The sequence below is a fragment of the Bacillus stratosphericus genome (assembly GCF_020524495.1).
Classification (GTDB): domain Bacteria; phylum Bacillota; class Bacilli; order Bacillales; family Bacillaceae; genus Bacillus; species Bacillus stratosphericus_B.
Genome location: NZ_JAIVLB010000042.1, coordinates 1 through 21,444, shown reverse-complemented (window position 1 = coordinate 21,444; position 21,444 = coordinate 1). Strand labels below are relative to the sequence as shown.

At 40.7% G+C, this 21,444-nt stretch carries 26 protein-coding genes, 13 tRNA genes and 1 pseudogene; 28 read left to right on the top strand and 12 right to left on the bottom strand.

The features are described 5' to 3' along the window. Positions 1 to 45: 45 nt before the first annotated feature. The 13 genes from LC033_RS14145 (at position 46) to LC033_RS14085 (ending at position 1,226) form a co-directional block, all read left to right on the top strand. Positions 46 to 118 (top strand) — tRNA-Ala (locus LC033_RS14145). 25 nt (positions 119 to 143) lie between these two features. Continuing rightward, positions 144 to 217, top strand: a tRNA-Met gene (locus tag LC033_RS14140). Between the two features lie 4 nt (positions 218 to 221). Continuing rightward, positions 222 to 298, top strand: a tRNA-Ile gene (locus tag LC033_RS14135). A gap of 7 nt (positions 299 to 305) precedes the next feature. Next, positions 306 to 398: transfer RNA gene (locus LC033_RS14130), tRNA-Ser, on the top strand. A gap of 21 nt (positions 399 to 419) precedes the next feature. Next, positions 420 to 496: transfer RNA gene (locus LC033_RS14125), tRNA-Met, on the top strand. A 23-nt stretch (positions 497 to 519) separates the two neighbouring features. Continuing rightward, positions 520 to 596 (top strand) — tRNA-Asp (locus LC033_RS14120). Between the two features lie 19 nt (positions 597 to 615). Continuing rightward, positions 616 to 688 (top strand) — tRNA-Phe (locus LC033_RS14115). A 27-nt stretch (positions 689 to 715) separates the two neighbouring features. Further along, a tRNA-His gene (locus tag LC033_RS14110) sits at positions 716 to 791 on the top strand. Positions 792 to 800: 9 nt separating this feature from the next. Next, positions 801 to 871 (top strand) — tRNA-Gly (locus LC033_RS14105). Between the two features lie 21 nt (positions 872 to 892). After that, positions 893 to 969, top strand: a tRNA-Ile gene (locus tag LC033_RS14100). A gap of 6 nt (positions 970 to 975) precedes the next feature. Continuing rightward, a tRNA-Asn gene (locus tag LC033_RS14095) sits at positions 976 to 1,050 on the top strand. Positions 1,051 to 1,054: 4 nt separating this feature from the next. Then, positions 1,055 to 1,145: transfer RNA gene (locus LC033_RS14090), tRNA-Ser, on the top strand. 9 nt (positions 1,146 to 1,154) lie between these two features. Next, a tRNA-Glu gene (locus LC033_RS14085) sits at positions 1,155 to 1,226 on the top strand. A gap of 75 nt (positions 1,227 to 1,301) precedes the next feature. On the opposite strand, the gene LC033_RS14080 is transcribed toward LC033_RS14085, so the two are convergent. The 3 genes from LC033_RS14080 to LC033_RS14070 all read right to left on the bottom strand — a co-directional run bounded on the left by LC033_RS14080 (position 1,302) and on the right by LC033_RS14070 (position 3,656). Further along, positions 1,302 to 1,778, bottom strand: a complete 477-nt coding sequence (locus LC033_RS14080; RefSeq protein WP_226569489.1) for a TspO/MBR family protein — start codon at positions 1,776 to 1,778, stop codon at positions 1,302 to 1,304. 87 nt (positions 1,779 to 1,865) lie between these two features. Further along, positions 1,866 to 2,600 carry a TraR/DksA C4-type zinc finger protein gene (locus tag LC033_RS14075; RefSeq protein ID WP_226569487.1) on the bottom strand — a complete coding sequence of 245 codons (735 nt, stop codon included), beginning with the start codon at positions 2,598 to 2,600 and terminating at the stop codon, positions 1,866 to 1,868. 117 nt (positions 2,601 to 2,717) lie between these two features. Next, positions 2,718 to 3,656 (bottom strand): 1,4-dihydroxy-2-naphthoate polyprenyltransferase, encoded by a 939-nt coding sequence (locus LC033_RS14070; protein WP_226569485.1) that lies wholly within the window; start codon positions 3,654 to 3,656, stop codon positions 2,718 to 2,720. Positions 3,657 to 4,038: 382 nt separating this feature from the next. Here LC033_RS14070 and LC033_RS14065 point away from each other — a divergent pair, with 382 nt between their 5' ends. From LC033_RS14065 to menC, 6 genes are all read left to right on the top strand, one after another. Then, positions 4,039 to 5,457, top strand: coding sequence for an isochorismate synthase (locus LC033_RS14065; protein ID WP_226569484.1), 1,419 nt, complete (start codon positions 4,039 to 4,041; stop codon positions 5,455 to 5,457). Further along, positions 5,450 to 7,192 carry a 2-succinyl-5-enolpyruvyl-6-hydroxy-3-cyclohexene-1-carboxylic-acid synthase gene (gene menD / locus LC033_RS14060; RefSeq protein ID WP_226569482.1) on the top strand — a complete coding sequence of 581 codons (1,743 nt, stop codon included), beginning with the start codon at positions 5,450 to 5,452 and terminating at the stop codon, positions 7,190 to 7,192. Before LC033_RS14065 ends, menD begins: the two co-directional genes overlap by 8 nt. Further along, positions 7,177 to 8,004: a 2-succinyl-6-hydroxy-2,4-cyclohexadiene-1-carboxylate synthase gene (menH, locus tag LC033_RS14055; RefSeq protein WP_226569479.1), complete on the top strand. Its 828-nt coding sequence runs from the start codon at positions 7,177 to 7,179 to the stop codon at positions 8,002 to 8,004. The genes menD and menH overlap by 16 nt, the downstream gene beginning before the upstream one ends. 14 nt (positions 8,005 to 8,018) lie before the next feature. Beyond that, entirely contained in the window at positions 8,019 to 8,837 is an 819-nt protein-coding gene (gene menB / locus LC033_RS14050) for a 1,4-dihydroxy-2-naphthoyl-CoA synthase (RefSeq protein WP_226569477.1), read from the top strand. A 69-nt stretch (positions 8,838 to 8,906) separates the two neighbouring features. Then, complete coding sequence (locus tag LC033_RS14045) at positions 8,907 to 10,367, top strand: o-succinylbenzoate--CoA ligase (protein WP_226569475.1); 1,461 nt, start codon at positions 8,907 to 8,909, stop codon at positions 10,365 to 10,367. Beyond that, positions 10,354 to 11,478 carry an o-succinylbenzoate synthase gene (gene menC / locus LC033_RS14040; RefSeq protein WP_226569473.1) on the top strand — a complete coding sequence of 375 codons (1,125 nt, stop codon included), beginning with the start codon at positions 10,354 to 10,356 and terminating at the stop codon, positions 11,476 to 11,478. The genes LC033_RS14045 and menC overlap by 14 nt, the downstream gene beginning before the upstream one ends. A gap of 104 nt (positions 11,479 to 11,582) precedes the next feature. On the opposite strand, the gene LC033_RS14035 is transcribed toward menC, so the two are convergent. The 4 genes from LC033_RS14035 to LC033_RS14020 all read right to left on the bottom strand — a co-directional run bounded on the left by LC033_RS14035 (position 11,583) and on the right by LC033_RS14020 (position 14,427). After that, a complete protein-coding gene (locus LC033_RS14035; protein ID WP_226569471.1) occupies positions 11,583 to 11,774 on the bottom strand; it encodes a hypothetical protein in 192 nt (63 codons plus the stop codon). 25 nt (positions 11,775 to 11,799) lie between these two features. Then, positions 11,800 to 11,958 carry a DUF1540 domain-containing protein gene (locus LC033_RS14030; RefSeq protein ID WP_099681578.1) on the bottom strand — a complete coding sequence of 53 codons (159 nt, stop codon included), beginning with the start codon at positions 11,956 to 11,958 and terminating at the stop codon, positions 11,800 to 11,802. Positions 11,959 to 12,026: 68 nt separating this feature from the next. Beyond that, positions 12,027 to 13,073 carry a cytochrome d ubiquinol oxidase subunit II gene (locus LC033_RS14025; RefSeq protein ID WP_226569491.1) on the bottom strand — a complete coding sequence of 349 codons (1,047 nt, stop codon included), beginning with the start codon at positions 13,071 to 13,073 and terminating at the stop codon, positions 12,027 to 12,029. 22 nt (positions 13,074 to 13,095) lie between these two features. Then, the gene (locus LC033_RS14020; RefSeq protein WP_226569469.1) at positions 13,096 to 14,427 is read right to left on the bottom strand and encodes a cytochrome ubiquinol oxidase subunit I; all 1,332 of its coding nucleotides are present in this window, start codon (positions 14,425 to 14,427) and stop codon (positions 13,096 to 13,098) included. Positions 14,428 to 14,621: 194 nt separating this feature from the next. Between LC033_RS14020 and LC033_RS14015 the strand changes: the two are divergent. Continuing rightward, positions 14,622 to 14,808: pseudogene (locus LC033_RS14015) on the top strand (50S ribosomal protein L31). 79 nt (positions 14,809 to 14,887) lie between these two features. Here the strand turns inward: LC033_RS14015 and LC033_RS14010 are convergent. Further along, positions 14,888 to 15,877, bottom strand: coding sequence for a metal ABC transporter solute-binding protein, Zn/Mn family (locus LC033_RS14010; RefSeq protein WP_226569467.1), 990 nt, complete (start codon positions 15,875 to 15,877; stop codon positions 14,888 to 14,890). A gap of 208 nt (positions 15,878 to 16,085) precedes the next feature. Here LC033_RS14010 and LC033_RS14005 point away from each other — a divergent pair, with 208 nt between their 5' ends. After that, positions 16,086 to 16,652: a beta-class carbonic anhydrase gene (locus LC033_RS14005; protein ID WP_226569465.1), complete on the top strand. Its 567-nt coding sequence runs from the start codon at positions 16,086 to 16,088 to the stop codon at positions 16,650 to 16,652. Position 16,653: 1 nt separating this feature from the next. Here LC033_RS14005 and yidD read toward each other — a convergent pair whose 3' ends face one another. Then, positions 16,654 to 16,878, bottom strand: a complete 225-nt coding sequence (yidD, locus tag LC033_RS14000) for a membrane protein insertion efficiency factor YidD (protein WP_003217666.1) — start codon at positions 16,876 to 16,878, stop codon at positions 16,654 to 16,656. Between the two features lie 129 nt (positions 16,879 to 17,007). On the opposite strand from yidD, the gene LC033_RS13995 reads away from it, so the two are divergent. Both LC033_RS13995 and LC033_RS13990 read left to right on the top strand, forming a co-directional pair. Beyond that, positions 17,008 to 17,481, top strand: coding sequence for an S-ribosylhomocysteine lyase (locus LC033_RS13995; RefSeq protein ID WP_226569463.1), 474 nt, complete (start codon positions 17,008 to 17,010; stop codon positions 17,479 to 17,481). Positions 17,482 to 17,599: 118 nt separating this feature from the next. Continuing rightward, positions 17,600 to 18,034 carry a FixH family protein gene (locus LC033_RS13990; RefSeq protein WP_226569460.1) on the top strand — a complete coding sequence of 145 codons (435 nt, stop codon included), beginning with the start codon at positions 17,600 to 17,602 and terminating at the stop codon, positions 18,032 to 18,034. 8 nt (positions 18,035 to 18,042) lie between these two features. Here the strand turns inward: LC033_RS13990 and ytzI are convergent, their stop codons facing one another. Continuing rightward, entirely contained in the window at positions 18,043 to 18,189 is a 147-nt protein-coding gene (gene ytzI / locus LC033_RS13985; protein ID WP_017358370.1) for a YtzI protein, read from the bottom strand. 130 nt (positions 18,190 to 18,319) lie between these two features. Between ytzI and LC033_RS13980 the strand changes: the two genes are divergently transcribed. The 4 genes from LC033_RS13980 (at position 18,320) to LC033_RS13965 (ending at position 19,971) form a co-directional block, all read left to right on the top strand. Continuing rightward, positions 18,320 to 18,757: a Dps family protein gene (locus tag LC033_RS13980; protein ID WP_226569458.1), complete on the top strand. Its 438-nt coding sequence runs from the start codon at positions 18,320 to 18,322 to the stop codon at positions 18,755 to 18,757. 122 nt (positions 18,758 to 18,879) lie between these two features. Continuing rightward, positions 18,880 to 19,071 (top strand): hypothetical protein, encoded by a 192-nt coding sequence (locus LC033_RS13975; RefSeq protein WP_226569456.1) that lies wholly within the window; start codon positions 18,880 to 18,882, stop codon positions 19,069 to 19,071. Positions 19,072 to 19,213: 142 nt separating this feature from the next. After that, a complete protein-coding gene (locus LC033_RS13970) occupies positions 19,214 to 19,618 on the top strand; it encodes a phage holin family protein (protein ID WP_226569454.1) in 405 nt (134 codons plus the stop codon). A 44-nt stretch (positions 19,619 to 19,662) separates the two neighbouring features. Continuing rightward, positions 19,663 to 19,971, top strand: coding sequence for a hydrolase (locus LC033_RS13965; protein ID WP_226569452.1), 309 nt, complete (start codon positions 19,663 to 19,665; stop codon positions 19,969 to 19,971). A gap of 469 nt (positions 19,972 to 20,440) precedes the next feature. On the opposite strand, the gene LC033_RS13960 is transcribed toward LC033_RS13965, so the two are convergent. After that, positions 20,441 to 20,611 carry a hypothetical protein gene (locus tag LC033_RS13960; protein ID WP_226569450.1) on the bottom strand — a complete coding sequence of 57 codons (171 nt, stop codon included), beginning with the start codon at positions 20,609 to 20,611 and terminating at the stop codon, positions 20,441 to 20,443. Positions 20,612 to 20,829: 218 nt separating this feature from the next. Between LC033_RS13960 and ytkD the strand changes: the two genes are divergently transcribed. Further along, entirely contained in the window at positions 20,830 to 21,306 is a 477-nt protein-coding gene (ytkD, locus tag LC033_RS13955) for an RNA deprotection pyrophosphohydrolase (protein WP_226569448.1), read from the top strand. Between the two features lie 59 nt (positions 21,307 to 21,365). Here ytkD and LC033_RS17360 read toward each other — a convergent pair. After that, positions 21,366 to 21,444: IS3 family transposase (locus LC033_RS17360; protein ID WP_326849188.1), on the bottom strand; the 79-nt coding region annotated here is incomplete at its 5' end.

The window sequence follows — 21,444 nt, the reverse complement described above, 5'->3', positions numbered from 1 at the left end:
CAAGGGGTCGCAGGTTCGAATCCTGTCTTCCCGACCAGCTTTTATGGGGCCTTAGCTCAGCTGGGAGAGCGCCTGCCTTGCACGCAGGAGGTCAGCGGTTCGATCCCGCTAGGCTCCACTTTCTAAAAGATCATTTATATCATGGCGGTGTAGCTCAGCTGGCTAGAGCGTACGGTTCATACCCGTGAGGTCGGGGGTTCGATCCCCTCCGCCGCTATAAAGGACCTTTAGCTCAGTTGGTTAGAGCAGACGGCTCATAACCGTCCGGTCGTAGGTTCGAGTCCTACAAGGTCCACCATCTATACGGAGGAATACCCAAGTCTGGCTGAAGGGATCGGTCTTGAAAACCGACAGAGGTGTCAAAGCCTGCGGGGGTTCGAATCCCTCTTCCTCCGCCATATTTTTTAAAACCCTATCATCGCGGGGTGGAGCAGTTCGGTAGCTCGTCGGGCTCATAACCCGAAGGTCGCAGGTTCAAATCCTGCCCCCGCAACCAAATTTTCTTTTTATCTTTATATTGGTCCGGTAGTTCAGTTGGTTAGAATGCCTGCCTGTCACGCAGGAGGTCGCGGGTTCGAGTCCCGTCCGGACCGCCATTTTTCAAAAAGAATACATGGCTCGGTAGCTCAGTTGGTAGAGCAACGGACTGAAAATCCGTGTGTCGGCGGTTCGATTCCGTCCCGAGCCACTTTTACAAATAAATATTAACAGTATGGCGGTTGTGGCGAAGTGGTTAACGCACCAGATTGTGGCTCTGGCACTCGTGGGTTCGATTCCCATCAATCGCCCCATACATATTTGCGTGTGTAGTTTAGTGGTAAAACCTCAGCCTTCCAAGCTGATGTCGTGGGTTCGATTCCCATCACCCGCTTCATTTGTATATTTTGTTCATGGGCCTATAGCTCAGCTGGTTAGAGCGCACGCCTGATAAGCGTGAGGTCGGTGGTTCGAGTCCACTTAGGCCCACCATGATCTTCCGCAGTAGCTCAGTGGTAGAGCTATCGGCTGTTAACCGATCGGTCGTAGGTTCAAGTCCTACCTGCGGAGCCATAATGGAGAAGTACTCAAGTGGCTGAAGAGGCGCCCCTGCTAAGGGTGTAGGTCGCGCAAGCGGCGCGAGGGTTCAAATCCCTCCTTCTCCGCCATGATTATATGGCCCGTTGGTCAAGCGGTTAAGACACCGCCCTTTCACGGCGGTAACACGGGTTCGAATCCCGTACGGGTCATTCCTAAAAGAGGTCTATGCAAGATCTTTTTTTATTTTCATCAAAACGAAAGTCTGCGATCATAGCGTTATTTTTTTACATATTCATGGAAAAGATCGTATATGACAAGTATGTCGCAAAGAACCCCCATAAGACGTAAGGAATCAATAAAATTGGAACGACTTTGCTGAGTTTACGTGAGACGATGACTAGCGCAAGTGCTGTCAGTGCAACAAGCAGGCAGTCGATGGTAGCAGCAAACAAATCTTTTTGTGTAAATTGAAAGAAGCTAAATGCCTGATTGAATACGTAATTTAAAATAAAGAGTATCCAAAAGGGTAAAGTGATTTTTTGAAAACCATACTTCCCATAAATAATGGCTGCGGACAATGAAATGAGGGCAAATAAGACAGCCCAGACAGCACCAATCACACCACCACTAGGAGTCCATTCTGGTTTGTTTAATACATCATACCATTCTCTGTCAATCGGGAATAAGAATCCAGCAATCGAAAATAGTGCGTATGTAATAAAGAAGACAATAATCGCCCAAATAATGCTTTTTTTAGCCATCAAGAATCTCCTCCAATCAAATTTTACTCTTAAAGTAATTTCCCATTTATTACATGATATAAACATAAAGCCCCCAATATGAGGGGACTAGTTATTTTCTTCTATATAAGGTTCTTCTTCGTACGGCTTCAGATCACCAAAAACTGTCATGACACCTTCTTCATCTAATGCATCTTCGTAGGCTTTGTGTGCTTTGTTCGGATACACATGGCTTGCTTTACCTTCAATATCGGCAGCTGCGAATCCTTCATAGTCTTCTACATAATCTTCATCTTCTGATTGTGTATACATATCATCGTATGTCAGCGGTGGAAATTCCATATCGGACGGGGTATCAGAACTGCCATAGCGTTCTACGTCTTGATATGCATCTTCTCCATCGTAGGCAGCACTTTCTTCATTTTCAAATTGTCCTGATGGCGGATTTAGTAAATCCTCTTCAATCGGACGTTTTTGTGAAACTGTCTTCTCTTTTGAATGTTCTGTGCATGTGACGGCGGTAGGTAGGGCTTCTAGGCGCTCTTTAGAAATAGGGGATTTACATATCTTACACACACCATAAGTGCCATCTGCGATTGCTTGGAGTGCTTCATTGATGTCTAACATATGTTCATGTGCCAAGCTGTTTATGGCTATATCTTTTTCGCGCTCGAATAGCTCTGTCCCTTGATCACCAGGGTGATTGTCATACGCTGACAGCTCGCCGACTGCATCATAAGGAAATGATACTTTCTGTTCATCGTCATGGCTTTTGGCTTCAATTTCTAGTTTTTTATCAAGAAGTTGCTGCTTCAAATAATGTAATTCGTCTTTAGACAACAAAGCGATCATCCTTTCATATCAAGCATATTGTTAGTATGAGCAAATTTGTATGTAAGACTTGTTCCAAATTGAAGCAATTCCTCATTAAAAAACGCCTGCGGCAACAGGCGTTTTATGTTACACGAGATAGTATTGTAAAATCAATGCGATCGTTAACAGGAAACCGAAGAATGTATTGGTTTGAGCCGTAGACTTCATGGCATTCATTAATTCAATAGGTTTTTCTTTTTGCTTGAATTCTTTAATGGCCGTATAAGCTTTTGGCACACTGAGCAAAACAAGAAGACTCCATAGGCCAACGATATCTGTAAAAACATATACAAAAATGAGTACATATGATATCAAAAACATGGAAAGCAGGATGTTGACTGCAGTTTTTCGTCCAGCAAGGATAGCGAGTGTTTTTCGTCCATTTTCCTTATCTCCATCTAAATCGCGGATATTGTTCGACAATAAGATGGCACCAACTAAAATAGAAATTGGCAATGAAATAAAAACAGCTTTTGACGTCAGTGTCCCTGTTTGGATATAGAAACTAATGAGGATAATTCCTAATCCCATAAAAGCACCTGACACAAGTTCTCCAAATGGTGTATAAGCAATTGGTACAGGTCCGCCAGTATAGAAATAGCCCGCTGCCATACAAATAAGTCCTATGAGTGCAATCCACCAGCTAGACATCATACAAATATAAACCCCAAGTAATAAAGAGAGGGCGAATAGTGCATAAGCAAGGCCTAGGACTGTTTTGGGTTTTACACCATTTCTGACAATGGCTCCACCAATGCCGACCGATGTCTCATTGTCCAACCCACGAACATAGTCAAAGTATTCATTAAACATGTTTGTTGCGATTTGGATAAACATAGAAGCAAATAGCATGGCTAAAAACAGCCCAACATGTATTTGATCATTTGGAAGTGCTAGGACAGTTCCTAAAGTAACGGGAATAAATGCCGCTGTTAATGTATGTGGTCGTAGTAAGTTCCACCAAATCCGCCATTTTTTATCAGGCTTAATGGGTGAAAGCTGATCTGATATCGATTGATGCTGCATGAAATATACTCCTTTAAATAAAAAAATACGTACACGTCCAAATTCCAGTTTAGCAAAGTTCAAAAAGGTGTCAATATATTGATGCGATGAAACTTGAAAAAGATGTTTGCTAATCGTTGCCATATAGATAGAATGCTTAATCTTAGAACATGTCTTGCCAGTTCTCTTTAGATGCTTTTGTTTCAATAAGCAGGAGCGAAAAAATCTTGAAAGCGTGATATAATAAGGATTCGAGGTTTTAAAAGCTGTTTTTTCTTTACTAAGTTCATCTGTTAAGGTTTATAATAGAAAAGCAGGTTATTCGACATACTCGAATGTTCATGTATTTTATTATTATGTTTTTATTTTTTATGTTATTTCATGGATCTTGGAGGAATGTATCATGGTGACAACAGTGCAAAGTACTTTCCGGCAGGAAGCACTTGCGACATTAGAAAAAGCGAATAACGTCAACCATGCTGTTTTGATAAGCTACTCCAGAAGAGTTGACGATCTGGATCCTCTTGCCTTTTTCCAAAGGGGCGAAGCGGAATTTTTAGGCGAGCGTTTCTTTTGGTCTGACCCAGAAAACGAAATGATATTTTCTGGACTTGGCAGAGAGGCCATCATTAAATCATCTGAGCAAGGTAAGGAACGATTTGATACAGTCCATCAAGAATGGGAACTGCTGAAACAGCACATGTTCCATTTCCATGATGAGAAGGAGTTAAAGCAAGCGGCTGTTGGTCCGCTTTTATTTGGAGGATTTTCATTTGATCCGTATGAAGAAAAGGCGCGTCACTGGGAAGCATTTGGCGAGGCTCATTTTTTTGTGCCATCGATGATGCTGACTGTCTCAAAAGAAGGCACGTTTCTTACAATCAATGAATGGAAGCAAGTGGATGGGAATGTTCATCAGCTCATTCAAGAGTTAGAGCTAAAAGCTTCACATTTCGAGGCTTTGCCTGAACGATCAGATGGACAAGCTGAACTTATTCATATGGAAGAGATCAATGTCAATGAATGGATGAAGGCTATCCATGAAGCGACAGCACACATTCGTGCTAACGAATATGAGAAGGTTGTTTTAGCAAGAGAAGTCTTGCTTCACTATAAAAATCAAATCGAACTCACTCCACTATTAGCAGAATTATTAAAACATCAAACAACGAGTTATGTATTTGCTATAGAGCAGGGAAGACAAGTATTTGTCGGAGCGACACCCGAGCGTTTAGTGAAAAAAAGCGGCGAAGAAGTTTTTTCATCCTGCTTAGCGGGGTCAATTGTACGTGGTAAAAATGAAATCGAAGATCAAGCATTAGGTCAGAAACTGCTTCATGATGAAAAGAATTTAATTGAACATCAAATTGTGGTAAATATGATTGAGCAAGCATTTGAGGAAAACTGTCATCATGTGCATAAGCCAGATCAACCAAGCCTTTATAAAACAAAAAACATTCAGCATTTGTTTACACCAATTGTTGGAGAAATCAAAAGCAGCTGTTCCCTCTTTTCATTAATTGAGCAGCTCCATCCAACGCCTGCACTAGGAGGATATCCGAAGGAAAAGGCGGTTGAAGTAATTCGTGAAATTGAACCATTAAAACGTGGATGGTATGCAGCACCGGTAGGATGGATTGATTCTCAGGACAATGGTGAATTTGCTGTGGCCATTCGGTCAGGCCTAATTGAGGAAGATCATGTTCGTTTGTTTGCTGGCTGTGGAATTGTAGAGGATTCACTTGCAAAGCAGGAGTACGAGGAGACGCAAGTGAAATTAAGACCAATGCTGTCTGCTCTTGGAGGTCGTCCAATTGAATAATCAAATCATGACAAGATATATTGGCCGTTTTATGGATGAATTTGTCCAAGGTGGTGTAAAAGAGGCAGTTGTCTGTCCGGGTTCCCGCTCAACCCCGCTTGCGATGATGGCTTTTGCCCATCAACAGATCAATGTCCATGTGTTAGTGGATGAACGGTCTGCTGCTTTTTATGCGCTAGGACTTGCAAAAGCGAGCCAAAGACCAGTGCTGCTCATTTGTACATCAGGTACGGCAGCTGCTAACTTTTTCCCTGCGATGGTAGAGGCGCATTATTCTCGGGTACCACTGATTGTCTTGACTGCTGATCGACCGCATGAATTGAGGGAAGTTGGAGCACCTCAAGCGATAGATCAGCAATTCTTATTCGGTAGGTTTGTTAAATGGTTCACAGACTTAGCCTTACCCGAAGAGAATCAAACGATGCTTCGATATGTACAGACTGCCGCCGCAAGAGCGAGTCACATCTCAATGCAGGAGCCAAAGGGACCTGTTCAGATCAATGTACCGCTGAGAGAACCTTTGTTTCCTGATATGTCTATCGATCCTTTTCATCAAGAAGAGAAAGAAGCAAAAAAAGTATTAGTAGCAGGTCAGGCTTTTCCACATAATCTTGTCCTGTCGGAATTAGTATCAATTATCAACCAAGCCACAAGAGGACTGATTGTCGCTGGTGAACTTTATACGGAGGAAGATCAAGAGGCAGTGTTAAGCCTTGCAAGATCCTTGCATTTTCCAATTTTAGCTGACCCGCTTTCTCAATTGAGAAATGGACATGAAAGTAAAGAGTTTGTTATGGATGCTTATGATTCTTTATTGAAGGATGAAGAATTACAGAAGCATCTATTGCCTGATATGGTCATTCGTTTTGGCCCTATGCCTGTTTCTAAGCCATTATTTAAGTGGTTAGAAAAGCATGTGGAAGTGAAGCAAATTGTCGTAGATGCTGCCGGAGGCTTTCGAGATCCTGGATTGAGTGCTTCTTACTTGATTGAGAGTCATGTGGCTTCATTTGTAGATGAAGTCCTGAATAGAGCAAACCAACATGAGGATACAAATTACTTAAACCGATGGCAAAGTGTCAATTCTTCTTTTAGAACCCATGGAGCACATTATTCTGATGAGGACCTTACATTTGAGGGAAATGTATATCGTCAGCTTCAGCATCTCTTGCCAAAGGAGAGTGTGCTTTTTATCGGAAATAGTATGCCGATTCGTGATGTGGATACATTTTTTGAAACTCAGTCCAAACCTTTCCATATGATGGCCAATCGCGGTGCAAATGGCATTGATGGCGTTGTGTCAACGGCTATTGGAACATATGCGGCATTGAAACAACCGATTAGCTTAGTCATTGGAGATTTGTCTTTTTATCATGATATGAACGGACTTCTTGCAGCTAAGCTTATGCAGATTCCGCTGACGGTTGTATTGTTAAACAATGATGGTGGAGGAATCTTTTCTTTCCTTCCTCAGGCATCTGATGAGCCGTATTATGAAAAACTCTTCGGTACACCGACTGGGCTGAATTTTGAGTATGCATCGAAACTATATGGGGGAATCTATTCGAAGCCGAGAACGAAACAAGAATTACACGATGTGTACATGGCACATATACATGAGCCTGGGCTTCATTTAATCGAGATTGAAACAGACCGGCATTCCCGTGTAGGCAAGCACCGTCAAATGATGGACGAGATCTTAGGAGAAGTGAAAAAAGAATGCCTTCTCTCATAATACGAATGTGTGATGATGTGGCGTATGAGGTGATAGATCAAAACCCATTGGCTGAGAACGCCACGTTATGTTTACACGGTTTTACAGGGAGTGCAGCTTCTTGGGAGTTCTTGAATGACTATACAGAGAATACAAGATTGATTCAGGTCAGCTTGCTTGGGCATGGCCATACGGATTCACCAAAAAGTGTAAGAAGATATGCTATGTCGCAGCAGATGGCAGATCTTGCAGAAATTTTAGATCAATTAATGCTTCAAAAAGTGAACATTATCGGATATTCTTTGGGAGGACGTATTGCTTTATCGTTTGCCTCCCATTATCCAGAACGTATAAACAAACTGATTCTTGAGAGTACTTCACCAGGGCTTCGCTTTTTCAAGGAGCGGATGGCAAGGCTTAAGATTGACCATCAGCTGGCTCAAAAGATTAGACATGAAGGCCTAGCTCAGTTTGTGGATTTTTGGGAGAACATTCCGCTGTTTGCTTCTCAGAAATCTTTACCTGCTGACAGGCTGGCTCAACTGAGAGAGGGAAGGCTAAAAGCCAATCCACTTGGGCTAGCACGTAGTCTTGAAGGAATAGGCACAGGTTCACAGCCGTCTATGTGGCAGGCATTAAAGCATATTAAACAACCTGTTTTATTTATTTGCGGAACGCTTGATGAAAAGTTCTGTCATATTGCCAAACGTATGCAGCAGGAGCTTGAATGCAGTCAATTAACAATGTCAGAGCATGCTGGACATACAGTTCATGTGGAACAACCACATTTTTTTGGTAAAATAGTAAGTGAGTTTATTTTAGCGCAAAATTAGAGGAGGAAATCTTGATGGCTATTGAATGGCAAACTGAGCGTCAGTATGACGAAATTTTATATGAAACGTATCATGGGATTGCAAAGATTACCATTAACCGTCCACATGTACATAATGCGTTTACACCGAAGACAGTGAGTGAATTAATTGATGCATTTTCACGCGCTCGTGATAATTCAGATGTTGGCGTTATCGTACTTGCAGGTGCTGGAGGTAAAGCATTTTGTTCTGGTGGAGATCAGAAAGTACGCGGTCATGGCGGCTATGTAGGAGACGATCAAATTCCGCGTCTAAATGTACTAGACCTACAGCGTTTAATTCGTGTTATTCCAAAACCAGTGATTGCGATGGTTGCAGGTTATGCGATTGGTGGCGGACATGTTCTTCATGTCGTGTGTGACCTGACGATTGCAGCAGATAATGCCATTTTTGGACAAACAGGACCAAAAGTAGGCAGCTTTGATGCTGGTTATGGATCAGGCTATCTTGCACGTATGGTTGGTCATAAGAAAGCGAGAGAAATCTGGTACTTATGCCGCCAATACAATGCACAAGAAGCGCTTGATATGGGACTTATTAACACAGTTGTACCATTAGAGCAGCTTGAAGAAGAAACAGTAAAGTGGTGTAAGGAAATGCTAGAAAAGAGCCCAACTGCTTTACGATTCTTAAAAGCTGCATTCAATGCGGATACTGATGGATTAGCTGGAATTCAGCAATTTGCAGGAGATGCGACACTTCTTTATTACACAACAGATGAAGCAAAAGAAGGACGCGATTCTTTTAAGGAAAAACGGAAGCCGGACTTCGGTCAGTTCCCGCGTTTCCCTTGATTCAATGATATGGATGAAAACAGCTTAGTGCATCAGACTGAGCTGTTTTCTTTTATAAAAGGAGGTGTCATGATGAAGCAACCCAATTGGCTGCTGCACCGTGCCTATTTAACGCCAGATCGAGTTGCGTTAATTTATCAAGACGAAAAGTGGACATTTCGAGAATTAGCCTTAGAAGTAGAAAATATTTCCAATAGACTTTCACGTGCATCATTTAAAAAAGGAGAGACGATTGCTCTATTAATGAACAATCAACCTCAAATGGTGATGCTTGTTCATGCTTGTTTATTATTAGGATTAAAAATCGTGCTATTGAACAATAAGCTAACAAAAGCAGAGAGGCTCTATCAGTTTGAAGATGCAAAAGCAACGGCTTTATTAACAGAACCTGTTTTTGCAAATGATCATGACGGTGATTTATCTGTTTATACAATCGAAACCTTACCTAAAGCAGGTCAAGATGGTGAAAAGAATATCCAGAACGTTTTTGATTTGAATGAAACTGCAACCATTATGTATACATCTGGAACGACAGGGCAGCCAAAAGGAGTAGAACAAACGTTTGGAAATCATTTTCATAGTGCAGTTTCCTCTGCATTGAATTTAGGCCTTAGAGAGGACGACCGCTGGCTCATTGCACTACCCCTTTTTCATATAAGCGGTTTATCAGCTCTATTCAAATCAGTTATATATGGCATGACTGTCGTGCTTCATCAGAAGTTTGATGTCGATGAAGTAAAGGATTCTATCGAACAACATCGCGTGACGATGATTTCAGTTGTTCAAACGATGTTATCCCGTTTATTACGTACGCTAGAAGAATGCCCGTCTTCTTTGCGCTGTCTTTTATTAGGCGGAGGGCCTTCCCCTTATGCGATGCTTCAAGAAAGCAAAGAGAAGGGCTTTCCTGTGTTTCAATCGTACGGTATGACGGAAACCTGCTCACAAATTGTGACACTTGCACCCGAATTTAGTGTAGAAAAGCTTGGATCAGCGGGAAAACCTCTTTTTGGGTGTGAATTGAAGATTCAAGATGGTGAACGTACTTGTCGTCCTTTTGAGCATGGTGAAATTATGGTCAAAGGTGCAAATGTAATGAAAGGATATCTTCACCGTGAAAAAGAAACCGCTTCTGCCTTGGATCAAGGCTGGTTGAAAACAGGTGATATTGGATATGTGGATGAGGAAGGATTTTTATTTGTGATTGACCGCCGTTCAGATTTAATTATTTCTGGTGGAGAGAATATTTATCCTGCGGAAATTGAAGCGGTTCTTTTAACACATCCGCATGTAAAGGAAGCCGGAGTAACAGGCATGTATGATGAAAGATGGGGCGAGGTACCTGTTGCATTTCTAGTGTCAGACCAGGAGATGCTTGAGCATGAGCTATATGCTTTATGTCAGTCGCATTTAGCCAAGTATAAGTGGCCGGCTGCTTTTCATTTTGTAGACGAGCTGCCAAGAAATGCGTCGAATAAATTGCAGAGGCACAGACTTAAATCAAAGGGGTTTTTAGATGATTCAAATTGAACGAGTGATATTATATCATGTTATGATGAAACTCAAGCAGCCATTTACTTCAAGCCTTGGAACAATTTCAGAGCGTGAGTTTATAATTGTTGAGGTGAAAGATCAAACGGGATTGACTGGCTGGGGCGAGGTGTCTGCCTTCTCTTCCCCCTGGTACACAGAAGAAACAATCGAGACTTGTTATCATATGCTGAGGGCTTTCTTTATCCCGAACGTGCTGACCCGATCATTCACACATCCTTCAGAGATTCCAGATAGTCTGTACCACTTTAAAGGCAATAGAATGGCCAAAGCGGGAATAGAAGCAGCTGTTTGGGATATTTATGCGAAGCGTGAGAATAAATCCTTACGTGACGTATTAGGCGGCACCAAAGAGAAAATTCCATCTGGTGTTGTGGCGAGTTTAGGACCCATTGACGACATGCTTCAGCAAATTCAGCAATTTGTTGATCAAGGCTATCAGCGTGTGAAGGTCAAGATTAAGCCAGGACAAGATATTGGACTTCTTCAAAAGATAAGAGAGTCTTTCCCTGATCTCCCGTTAATGGCGGATGCAAACTCTGCCTATGAATTAAAGGATATTAGCAAACTGAAGCAGCTCGATGACATTGGCTTATTAATGATTGAACAGCCTTTAGCCGCAGATGATATTGTCGATCATCGTCATTTGCAAAAGCATTTAAAAACATCTATTTGTTTAGATGAAAGTATTTGTTCTCTAGATGATGCTCGAAAAGCTGTAGAACTGGGCAGCTGTCAAATGATTAATGTGAAGCCCTCACGAATTGGGGGACTGACAGAAGCACTTAAGATTCATACGTTTTGTAAGGAGCATCAGATCCCGTTATGGTGTGGAGGGATGATTGAAACAGGGATCTCCCGCGCACAAAATGTGGCACTTGCTTCCCTCCCGCAATTTACAATTCCAGGTGATATTTCAGCTTCGTCAAAATATTGGGAGCAGGATATCATCTTTCCTGAAATCAAAGTTGAAAATGGTTTTATTGAGGTTCCTCGTTCTCCCGGAATGGGCGTGGAAGTTAATTATCAAGTACTTCGATCTTTTTCAGATAACATTGACGTGTTTACAAAACATGATTTTGCGAAGTGAAAATGAAATGATCACCTTTTGCACACCCAATAGAAAATATGTATAGTAGGAGAAAGTTTTTCCTTCCTGTCTGAACAAAAAAGAAAGAGCAGTGATCCGCTCTTTCACTCTTCTACCAGCTCACTGTCATAAGCAAGCTGTCCGATATACTGATGCATTTCATTTGGCATGTCCGTTACTTGACCATATTCGTAATCCCAAAGATTTAAAAAGGAGTGAGCTGCCTGATAAAATGTGGCTTCGTCCGCGTCATGAATTTCATCAAAGAATGTTTGAAGCAGCCGATCGTTTTTCAAAGTGAAGCGCCTCCTTTAATGAGACTTAAAGTTCTTGAGGTTTAAACGTTTTACAGTCAGTTTCTTCACTTTTCTCAGCCGTATTTCCTGTGTGGCTGACGACATAAATTGCATCTGCACCGCAGCGATTTCCAGCATTCCAATAGGAACAGTTGTTTACTTCACAAAGGATTTTTTGACTCATACAGATGACCTCCTTTTGATTATGTCTTTCATTTATAATGTAACCGAAATGAACAGAGTCCATTCATTTTAATCTTCCTGACGAATATAGCGCTTGTCTTTCATAAACAATTTCCAGAAGTAATAAAACCCAGGAAATAAGATGATAAAACCTACAATATACGTAATAAATAATGCCCTAAATGTGACAGGATCCGTAAATCCAGACATGATTGTGATATCTGGGTAGACCATGTAGGGTAAATGAGCACGTCCATATACATAGCTTGCTAAGAAATATTGGATGGTAATTGAAATCACGGCCAAACGTGGTTTCCCTTTCCGATGTTTAAATCGGCTGTTTGGTAAAAAAAGAGCCAATCCTGCAAGTAAAAACATGAGCAGGGAAACGAGGAGGATTGGAATGTTCTGCATCATTTTTGTGAACAGCCAATTGGCCTCGCTTCGCAATGTCAGCATGATAAAGAAGGCCATCATGAGAGAAAGCGGACCCGTAATGAGCGCACCTCTTCTATAGATATTGTAAGCCTCATCTTCATCTGCAACATTAGAAAAATCAGCTAAAAGCAAAGACGAGAGAAAAAGGGTACTAAAAATCGCAAATCCCACAAAGGAATAGACATTTGCACTTGTAAAGACCAATCCTAAATCTAACGAGTAGACATTATTCTTCTGAAAAATAAATCCACCATGGGTAATAGGGAGAACCATGATGAGGATGGACGGAATAATAAAACCGCTAATCCCTGAAATGTATGTCACGACTTTCTGATATTTTTTAGGTAGGGAATGAGAAAATACGAGAAACCCGCTTCGAAGTGCAAGAAGCAATAAAATGATGCTGCCCGGTATTAACAAAACGGTGCCAAGTACAAAGGTAGCGCCTGGAAACAAGGAAAATAATGCCACGACTATGGCCACAATGAATACGTTTGTTACTTCCCATGTTGGAGAGAGATACTTGTTTGCGATATTAGCTGCCTTTGTTTGCTCTCTATTCATATAAATCATCGACCAAAATCCTGCACCGAAATCCATTGATGCCATCACTGCATAGATAAAAACGAATCCCCATAATATGGATATTGCAATGAGTGCATCAGTTGTTACATCCATTTGCATCAAGATCGCTCCCTTTTTAAGATTCTGTTAACCGTAGGTCTTCTTCAATTGAATGTTTTCTAAAGTAGTACGTGAGTACAATAACAGTTGCTATGCCTAAGATGAGATAGACAATGGCAAACAGGATAAAAAGTGTGCCTATAGAGCCAGAAGACGTGACGACCTCGGAGGTTTTAAGCATTCGATAAATCACCCAAGGCTGACGGCCTGTACAAGCAAAAATCCAGCCCAACTCAATGGCCAAAAGACTAAGGGGTCCGCCAAATAAGAAGAGAAAAAGCAGCCACTTCGGATAATGTTCTCGCTTTAAAATTTTACGATAGAGCAGAGCTACCACAGCAAATAGAATGAGCACAGATCCAATAATGACCATTCCGTTAAATAACGTGTGAATAAATAAAGGAGGCCACTCGTCTCTAGGAAAATCATTTAAGCCTTTGACCACAGTATCAAAGCTATTTCCTGCCAGAAAACTAAGCGCCCAAGGGATTTCGATTGCACCTTTTATTTCTTGCGTATTGACATCAGTAAATCCGCCTATTGCAAGAGGTGCGTGTGATTGTGTTTCAAATAGACCTTCTGCACCAGCTAATTTTTCAGGCTGATATTCATGCAGAAGCTGAGCGGATTCATGACCGTTTAGAGCTGTAAGAAAAGAGAAAAGTCCACCTACGATGAGTCCAAGAAAAAGGGCTTTTCGATGAAACGTATAGAGATTCTCATTTTTTCTTGTTTTGAGCATTTTAAAAGCAGCCACTGAAGCAATCACAAAAGCACCTGTTGTAAAAGCAGAAAGCACCACGTGTGTAGCGGTCACAACGAAACTTGAATTGAAAAATGCCTTCCAAGGCTCAACATCCGTGATTTCTCCATTGACCATCTTAAAGCCAGCAGGTGTCCCTTCAAAAGCATGTACGTTCGTAATAAGAATCGCTGAAGCTGTTGCACCAACGACGACAAAAAAAACGGTAATGATGCGCATGGCTGGTGATAAACGATCCGCTGCGTACACATAAATAGACATAAATAATGCTTCAATAAAGAAAGCATAGATCTCAATTTGAAATGGAAGAGACATGACTTTTCCAATGACCTCCATAAATCCTGGCCATAGTAGGGCAAGCTGAGTACCGGCAATGGTTCCGGTTGGAATGGCGACGCCTAAAAGAACAGCTTGTGCCTTTGTCCACCGTTTGGCCATGACTGCATAATGTGGGTCTTTCGTTTTTTGAAAGATGAGTTCAGCTAACAAAATCATTAATGGGATTCCAACACCAAGCGAGGCATAAATAATATGAAAGCCCATTGTTGTGCCGAACAGGCTTCTAGCTAAAACGAGATCAGTCAATTGTTTCTCCGCCTTTCTTATCGCTTCTCTTTTTCATGATGCTTATTATTCTCCACCATTTTTAGATTATTCTTCCTGATTAAGAAAGCTTGTTTTTTTACAATTTGTAAAAGAGGGAGTAGAATATAACTATAAAACGTAATATTTATGTTTTAAGAATAGGAGGAGTTTTGACATCACATGAAGTTGTATTTATGGACGTCAACAGCGGTTATCGCTTCTTGAGTAGATCAACAAAGACATCAAATGAGACAGTAGAGTGGGAAGATGGGAAAACGTATTCAGGTAGAAACAAGCTCTGATATGCATCCTTTTTATACAGGACGTCAGAAATTTGGAGAAAAAGGCGCCGAGAAATTTGAGAAAAAATACCAAATGTAAGCAAAGATGCACACGATATAAACGATGTGCTTTTATCATGCAGAAAAAACCCCGGCTGATTGCACGGGGTTTCAGAAAATTAATCATTTAAAGCTGTTTTTAAGGTGTTTAAATTTTGTTTCATTAGGCTGACGTAGCTTTCGCCATTTTTGGCATCATCTTCCGTAATGGATTCTAGATTTTTGAGTGTGAGGCTTTTTGCCCCAATTTCACTGCGGATCGTATCTGATACTTTACTGCTGACGTTATCTTCAAAAATGACATACTTTATGTGATGCTTTTCAGCTTGTTGTACAATATTTTCAAGTTGTTTTTGGGAAGGCTCTTCTGAAGCGGATAGTCCTAGTACACTGATTTGCTCAATGCCATAGCGCTTTTCCCAATAACCGTAAGCTGCGTGAGAAACAAGAATTTCTTTATGTTTTGCTTTAGAAAGGGTGGTTTTGAATTCCTGATCTAACAATTGTAATTCTTTTTTTAGCTTTTCATAGTTTTTTGTGTATTCATCTTTATGATCTGGATCTAGCGAAACGAGAGTGTCTTTAATGTTTTTGGCCATTTGCTGCGCATAAACGGGATCTAGCCATGCATGCGGATCTTTATCACCGTGATCGTGTCCATCATGATCATGCTCTTCACCTTCATGGTCATGATCGTGGTCTTCACCTTCTTCATGTGCATGTTCTTCTTTTGTCGATAAAAGTTTGATCCCTTCGGCAGCTTTCACAGTTTTGACGCCTTGATCTTTTAATGTAGCAGCTGTTTTGTCAGCGAAAGCTTCAGCACCTGTGCCGCTGTAAATAAAGGCATCTCCTTCAGCCATTTCAACCATGGTTTTTGAACTTGGCTCAAAGCTGTGTGCATCGGCGTTTGCAGGATACACACTTTGAGCATGGACGTGAGATCCGCCAATTTTTTCAGTAAAGTCTTGAATCGGAAAGATCGTTGTGTAAATGGTTAATTTCCCGTCTGCCTTTCCTTTTGTAGCAATTGTTCCCGTACTGCTTGAGCAAGCGGCAAGACCGATCGCTAATAAAGCAGATGTTAAAATAAAAAAGATTTTTTTCATCTAAAAATGTCTCCCCTCAATCTATTTAGATAGAAATGATTACGATTTAATGTCCTGAGTTATTGTATCGTAATAATTACGATTTGAAAAGAGGAAAATGAAAATTCCTCATCAAGCAGATTTTCTTCTAAAAAAATACGCTTCAAAACGTGACGAAACTTCATACATTGTGCTATATTTACTTTTAAAAAAAGGAATGAACAAACTTATGAAACTTTTAGACGAAATCATTGAATATAATCAACATTTTATTGAAGAAAAGAAATACGAAGAGTTTACAACAACGAAGTTTCCACAGAAAAAAGCTGTCATTCTATCGTGTATGGATACAAGACTGGTTGAACTACTTCCGCGTGCAATGAACATGAAAAATGGAGATATCAAGATTGTCAAAAGTGCTGGTGCTCTTGTGTCTCATCCTTTTGGAAGTATTATGCGAAGCATTTTGGTGGCTGTCTATGAACTTAATGCTGACGAAGTTTATGTCATTGGTCATCACGATTGCGGCATGAGTAAGATAGATAGTCAAACACTTTTAAATAAAGCTATTGAGCGTGGTATTCCAGAAAAACGAATTGAAGTACTGGAATATTCAGGGATCGATTTTAAACAGTGGTTCAAAAGCTTTAGCTCAGTTGAAGAGAGTGTGAAGGACAGTGTGTCCGTTGTCAGAAATCACCCCCTTCTTCCATCAGATGTGCCTGTACATGGGCTTGTCATTGATCCTGGAACAGGTAAGCTTGACTTAGTTATCAACGGATATGAAGCAAAGTAATTTATTTTTCCTTTTTAGGCGGGACAGGATCGATTCCGCCAGGGTGCAGCGGGTGACATTTTAAAATCCGTTTTATTGTAAGCCAGCCGCCCTTTAAAGCGCCATGCGTTTTGATCGCCTCTAGTCCATAGTTTGAGCAGGTTGGATAAAACCGGCAGCTAGGTGGTGTAAGAGGGGAAATACATTTTTGATAAAAGCGGATGATGCCAATAAAAATCTGTTTCATGCTGGTTCCTCCTTGTCTGTCTTCCACAGTATAAGAAAAAAGGACAAGGAAGGGAAGTTTTTATAAACTAAACTGGTCGGAGAAATATGTTATAATATAGGAAATCGCATTTTGAGGAGTGGTTTAATAATGCCTTCAGTCGAAAGCTTTGAACTTGACCATAATGCTGTAAAAGCGCCATACGTTCGTCATTGCGGCGTTCATAAAGTAGGATCAGATGGTGAAGTAAATAAATTTGATATTCGTTTTTGTCAGCCGAACAAGCAGGCAATGAAACCTGATACGATTCATACATTAGAGCATTTACTTGCTTTTAATATTCGAACACACTCAGAGAAATATGATCATTTTGATATCATTGATATTTCTCCAATGGGCTGCCAGACTGGTTATTATTTAGTCGTCAGTGGTGCACCAACACTAAAAGAGATTGTTGAGCTGCTTCAGGCAACTTTCAAGGATGCAGTTGAGGTCACAGAAATTCCTGCTTCAAATGAAGAGCAATGCGGTCAAGCGAAGCTTCATGATCTTGAAGGAGCAAAACGTTTAATGCGTTTCTGGCTTTCTCAGGATCAAGAAGAGCTATTAAAAGTATTTGGTTAATAGGATGATGAACCGGACATGTTAGATGTCCGGTTTTTTATATGAAAGAGATAAGGAGATGTCAAAATAGGAGATATTTGTTAAAATGAACATATCAGTAAAAGAAGGGGGAACTCGAATGCGAAAAATGATAGGTATTATTCTGATGTTCGCGTTACTTAGTGCGTGTGGAAACTCCGCGGCGAGCAATGACAAAGGGGAAGTACCTGAGCTATTAGAAGTCAAGCTTACAGGGCCAGAGCAAGTGGAGAAAAATGAAAGCGTTATAGTAAAAGCAGCTGTCACATATGGTGATACGCCTGTTGACGATGCAGATGATGTCCAATTTGAAGTGTGGAAAGATGGCGACAAGGATAACAGCAAGATGATTCAGCCAAAGAAAGAGAATAAAGGTGTATATGAATTACATACAGCTTTCAAACAGGATGGTCTATATATGATACAAGTCCATGTGACAGCTAAACAGCAGCATAATATGCCGAAGACAAACATTCACGTAGGTGAAGTGAAAAAAGAAAGTTCGTCTACTGAAAAAGAATCCTCACATCATTGAAAGTGGTTTTATTTTGGGTTAGGACGTTGATTTGGTTCAGCATCCTGTGGTGAATCGACTTTATGCTTGTAATCATAAGCCTTTGATGTCGTCCACAAGGATAAAAAGACAACGATTGAGATAATGATAAAGCTGATAATCCCGAGTAACAGCATCTAACTCCCTCCTTATTTCCATATTAGCATATATTTCATGCGGTCAAAATAGAAGAAAATGATGGCAGGTTTCATTATATAAAAAAAGGGTAATCTCATACTAAATGCACCTACATAAGGAGGAATCAACATGTCAGAAAAATTATTAAACGTCGTCAATAAACAAGTAGCTGATTGGACTGTGCTCTATGTGAAATTACATAACTATCACTGGTATGTAAAGGGAAAAGACTTCTTTACACTCCATGAAAAATTTGAGGAATTATATACAGAAACAGCCACATATATTGATGATTTGGCTGAGCGTATGCTTGCATTAAATGGACAGCCTGTTGCGACGATGAAAGAGTGCTTAGAAATCTCAAGCGTCCAAGAAGCAGGAGGGAAGGAATCAGCTGAGCAAATGGTGAAAAATCTCCATGATGACTTCTCCAATATTGCAGACGAATTAAAGCAAGGAATGGAGCTAGCTGCAGAGGTTGGTGATGAAACTACAGGTGATATGTTACTAGCCATTCATCAATCCATTGAAAAACACAACTGGATGTTAAAAGCATACTTAGGATAATACGTATGTGGAAGGAATGCCGATCGTCAAAGGTCGGCATTTTTTTTAATGGATTTGTGACAGACAGCCCATTGAAATTATGGGGCTTTAAGCCGAAGAAAAAAGAGAAGGGAGGGTAGAAGATGTCCTTAATTGCAGGAATGATGAGTCAGCAAGTGGCAAGTATTCAAAAAACACTGAATATGAGTTTGTTGAATTCACAGCTTGCCACTAGCACAGCACAAGCCATAGTGATGCTGGATCAAATGCAGCAGCAGCCTCAAGCTGTTCAGCCTAAAGATTCAGGCGCTACGTTTATTGATGTCAGAGTCTAACAATTGAAAGCCGCCGTTAAAGGCGGCTTTCTTTGTTTTAGCAAAATGACAAGCCTTTATTTTTCATCGTCCAAGCTATTGATAAGAATCTGCATATACTATTTACGTAAGAAGTTCCACTCTGAAAGGATGTTGATGCCAAATGAGCAAGGAATTAGGCATCTTTTCGTTGTTTACAGTCAGTTTGTCGGCTATGGGCTTTCTGTTTGGTGGAGCAGGATATTTGCTGATGATATTAGTAGCACTGATGGCCATTGAATTAATTTGTTCAAGCCTAAGAGAATCTGTGACTGGACAGCTTACAATGAAACGTTTTTTTACACGACTTGTTCGAAAGGTTGTGACGATCTCCTTAATATCCATGGCACATTTCTTCGATGTCATGCTGAAGACTGGCGGGGCGATAAAGGATTTAGCGATGATCTTTTATATTATTTATGAATCTTACCAAATTGTCTCTACAGCCAAAGCCCTCGGAATCCCCATTCCACAGTTATTTATTGATGTGTTAGACATGATTAAAAATAAATTGCGTAAAAAGCCTTAATTTGCCCATATCTGGTCATACTAAAGGAAAAAAGGATGAATCAGATGGCGAGACACACATACTATGTATCAGTGCAAGACGGATCGATATCACAGCATAGAGATGCGGCTGCTTGGCAATTTCAAATAGAAGCAGATGATGATCAAATTTTGCAGTTAAGAGATTATTTTAATGAGCAGTATATGACAGATTGGAAAGGCTTCTTTCGGGCCCATGTTCCATTCCTTGAATATCATTATGATAGCCCAAATGATGAAATGGACAGAAAAAGAAAAAAGATTTACTCGATGATTTATGAGCTCGGGAATGAAGAGACAAAGAACTTTATTGAGACAAATGGGTTAATGAATTGAAAAAGCATGTAGAGATGTTCTAAATGCTTTCAGCGTGAAGACTTGTAGCGGTTATCATCTAAACCGACCCATATGCCGGATTCGCTCAAATGGTGGATAATGACAACTTGGTCTGGTTCTTGGAATTCAAATAAATAGGATTCGCCAGAAGTTTGTCCAATGAAGGTTCTCCAGTTGACATCTAAACTTTCGGAGCTTTGCCCGTCCGACAATGGCGTCAGGATTTACACGGCAGGGTGCTTTTAGAATAAGCGGGTTTTCAGTCGTTTTAATGGAAACCTGCTCCCCTTGACCCTGATAGGATAGCTCTGAAGTAAACAGTCCTTTCTGTGATAAAATACCAACGCCTACTGGGTCACGCCGTAGTGGTATTCTTCAGAAAGGCCAGTAAATCTTCCTTTCTACACTCACATGCTGCCAAAGGCCGCTCGGCTCAAGGTTTTCACCTGTCAATTTCCTGCTGATATAGTTAAATAATTGACTGACCATATTTCCTTTTATTGGTTCTGATTAATCGTTTGCGGTATTGAAAGGTTCCCTGGGCTGCAATCATAGCGCCTTTTTTAGCAAAAAAGATCCCGTTGCCTTCTGCTTGTAAGGTGAGTTCTTCTAGTGTGTTGAAAGTTTTGCTTTGACCCATTTGTTATTCTCATGTTGGTTTCCTCCTCGTCGTGATAGGACAAACACTCATTGATTTACGCCATAAGGGATAAAAAGGTTTTAGCAAGGTTACCCATTGTAAATACAGACGAGATTGAACCGCTCGTTTGTTTCACTTTTCATAAAAATTCTTCAGAGAAATGTGTTCTGTGGTATGATGTTTTACAAGAATCAAGGACAGGATATGAGGGATTTCACATGCATGTTTTTAAAGACTATTATCATAATACGGTCAAGCTCTCTTTTGAAGAGGAGCCTTTTTCGAGTCATCCTAAGCATGTTTGGGCCATCTGCCGCTACCAGGGGAAATGGCTGCTCACTGAACATGAGGATCGGGGCTATGAGTTTCCAGGAGGGAAAGTAGAGCCAAATGAAGATGCTGACCAAGCTGCTATACGGGAGATTCAGGAAGAAACGGGTGCTGTTGTTCGTGAATTAACGTATATTGGTCAATATCAGGTGCTTGGCAGAGAAAAGGTCATTGTCAAGAATATTTATTTCGCTCATGTTGAAAGGCTCGTTAAACAAGACACGTATTTTGAAACGAAAGGACCCGTTCTTTTCGCAGACTTACCAAAGTCCATCGCAAAAAATAAAAATTTCAGTTTTATTATGAAAGATGATGTCTTAAGACAAAGTCTTGCTTATTTAAAAAAGAACGGTTTGATTCGTTAAAAAAGCGCAGGGAGACTGTGGGACTGACCCCCGTTTTTGAGACAGGGATCAAAACACCTTTATACAGCCAATTGCCGATAGTTTATCGGTGATTGGTTGTTTAGTTTTGTTTGAATACGAATGTTGTTATAATAATAA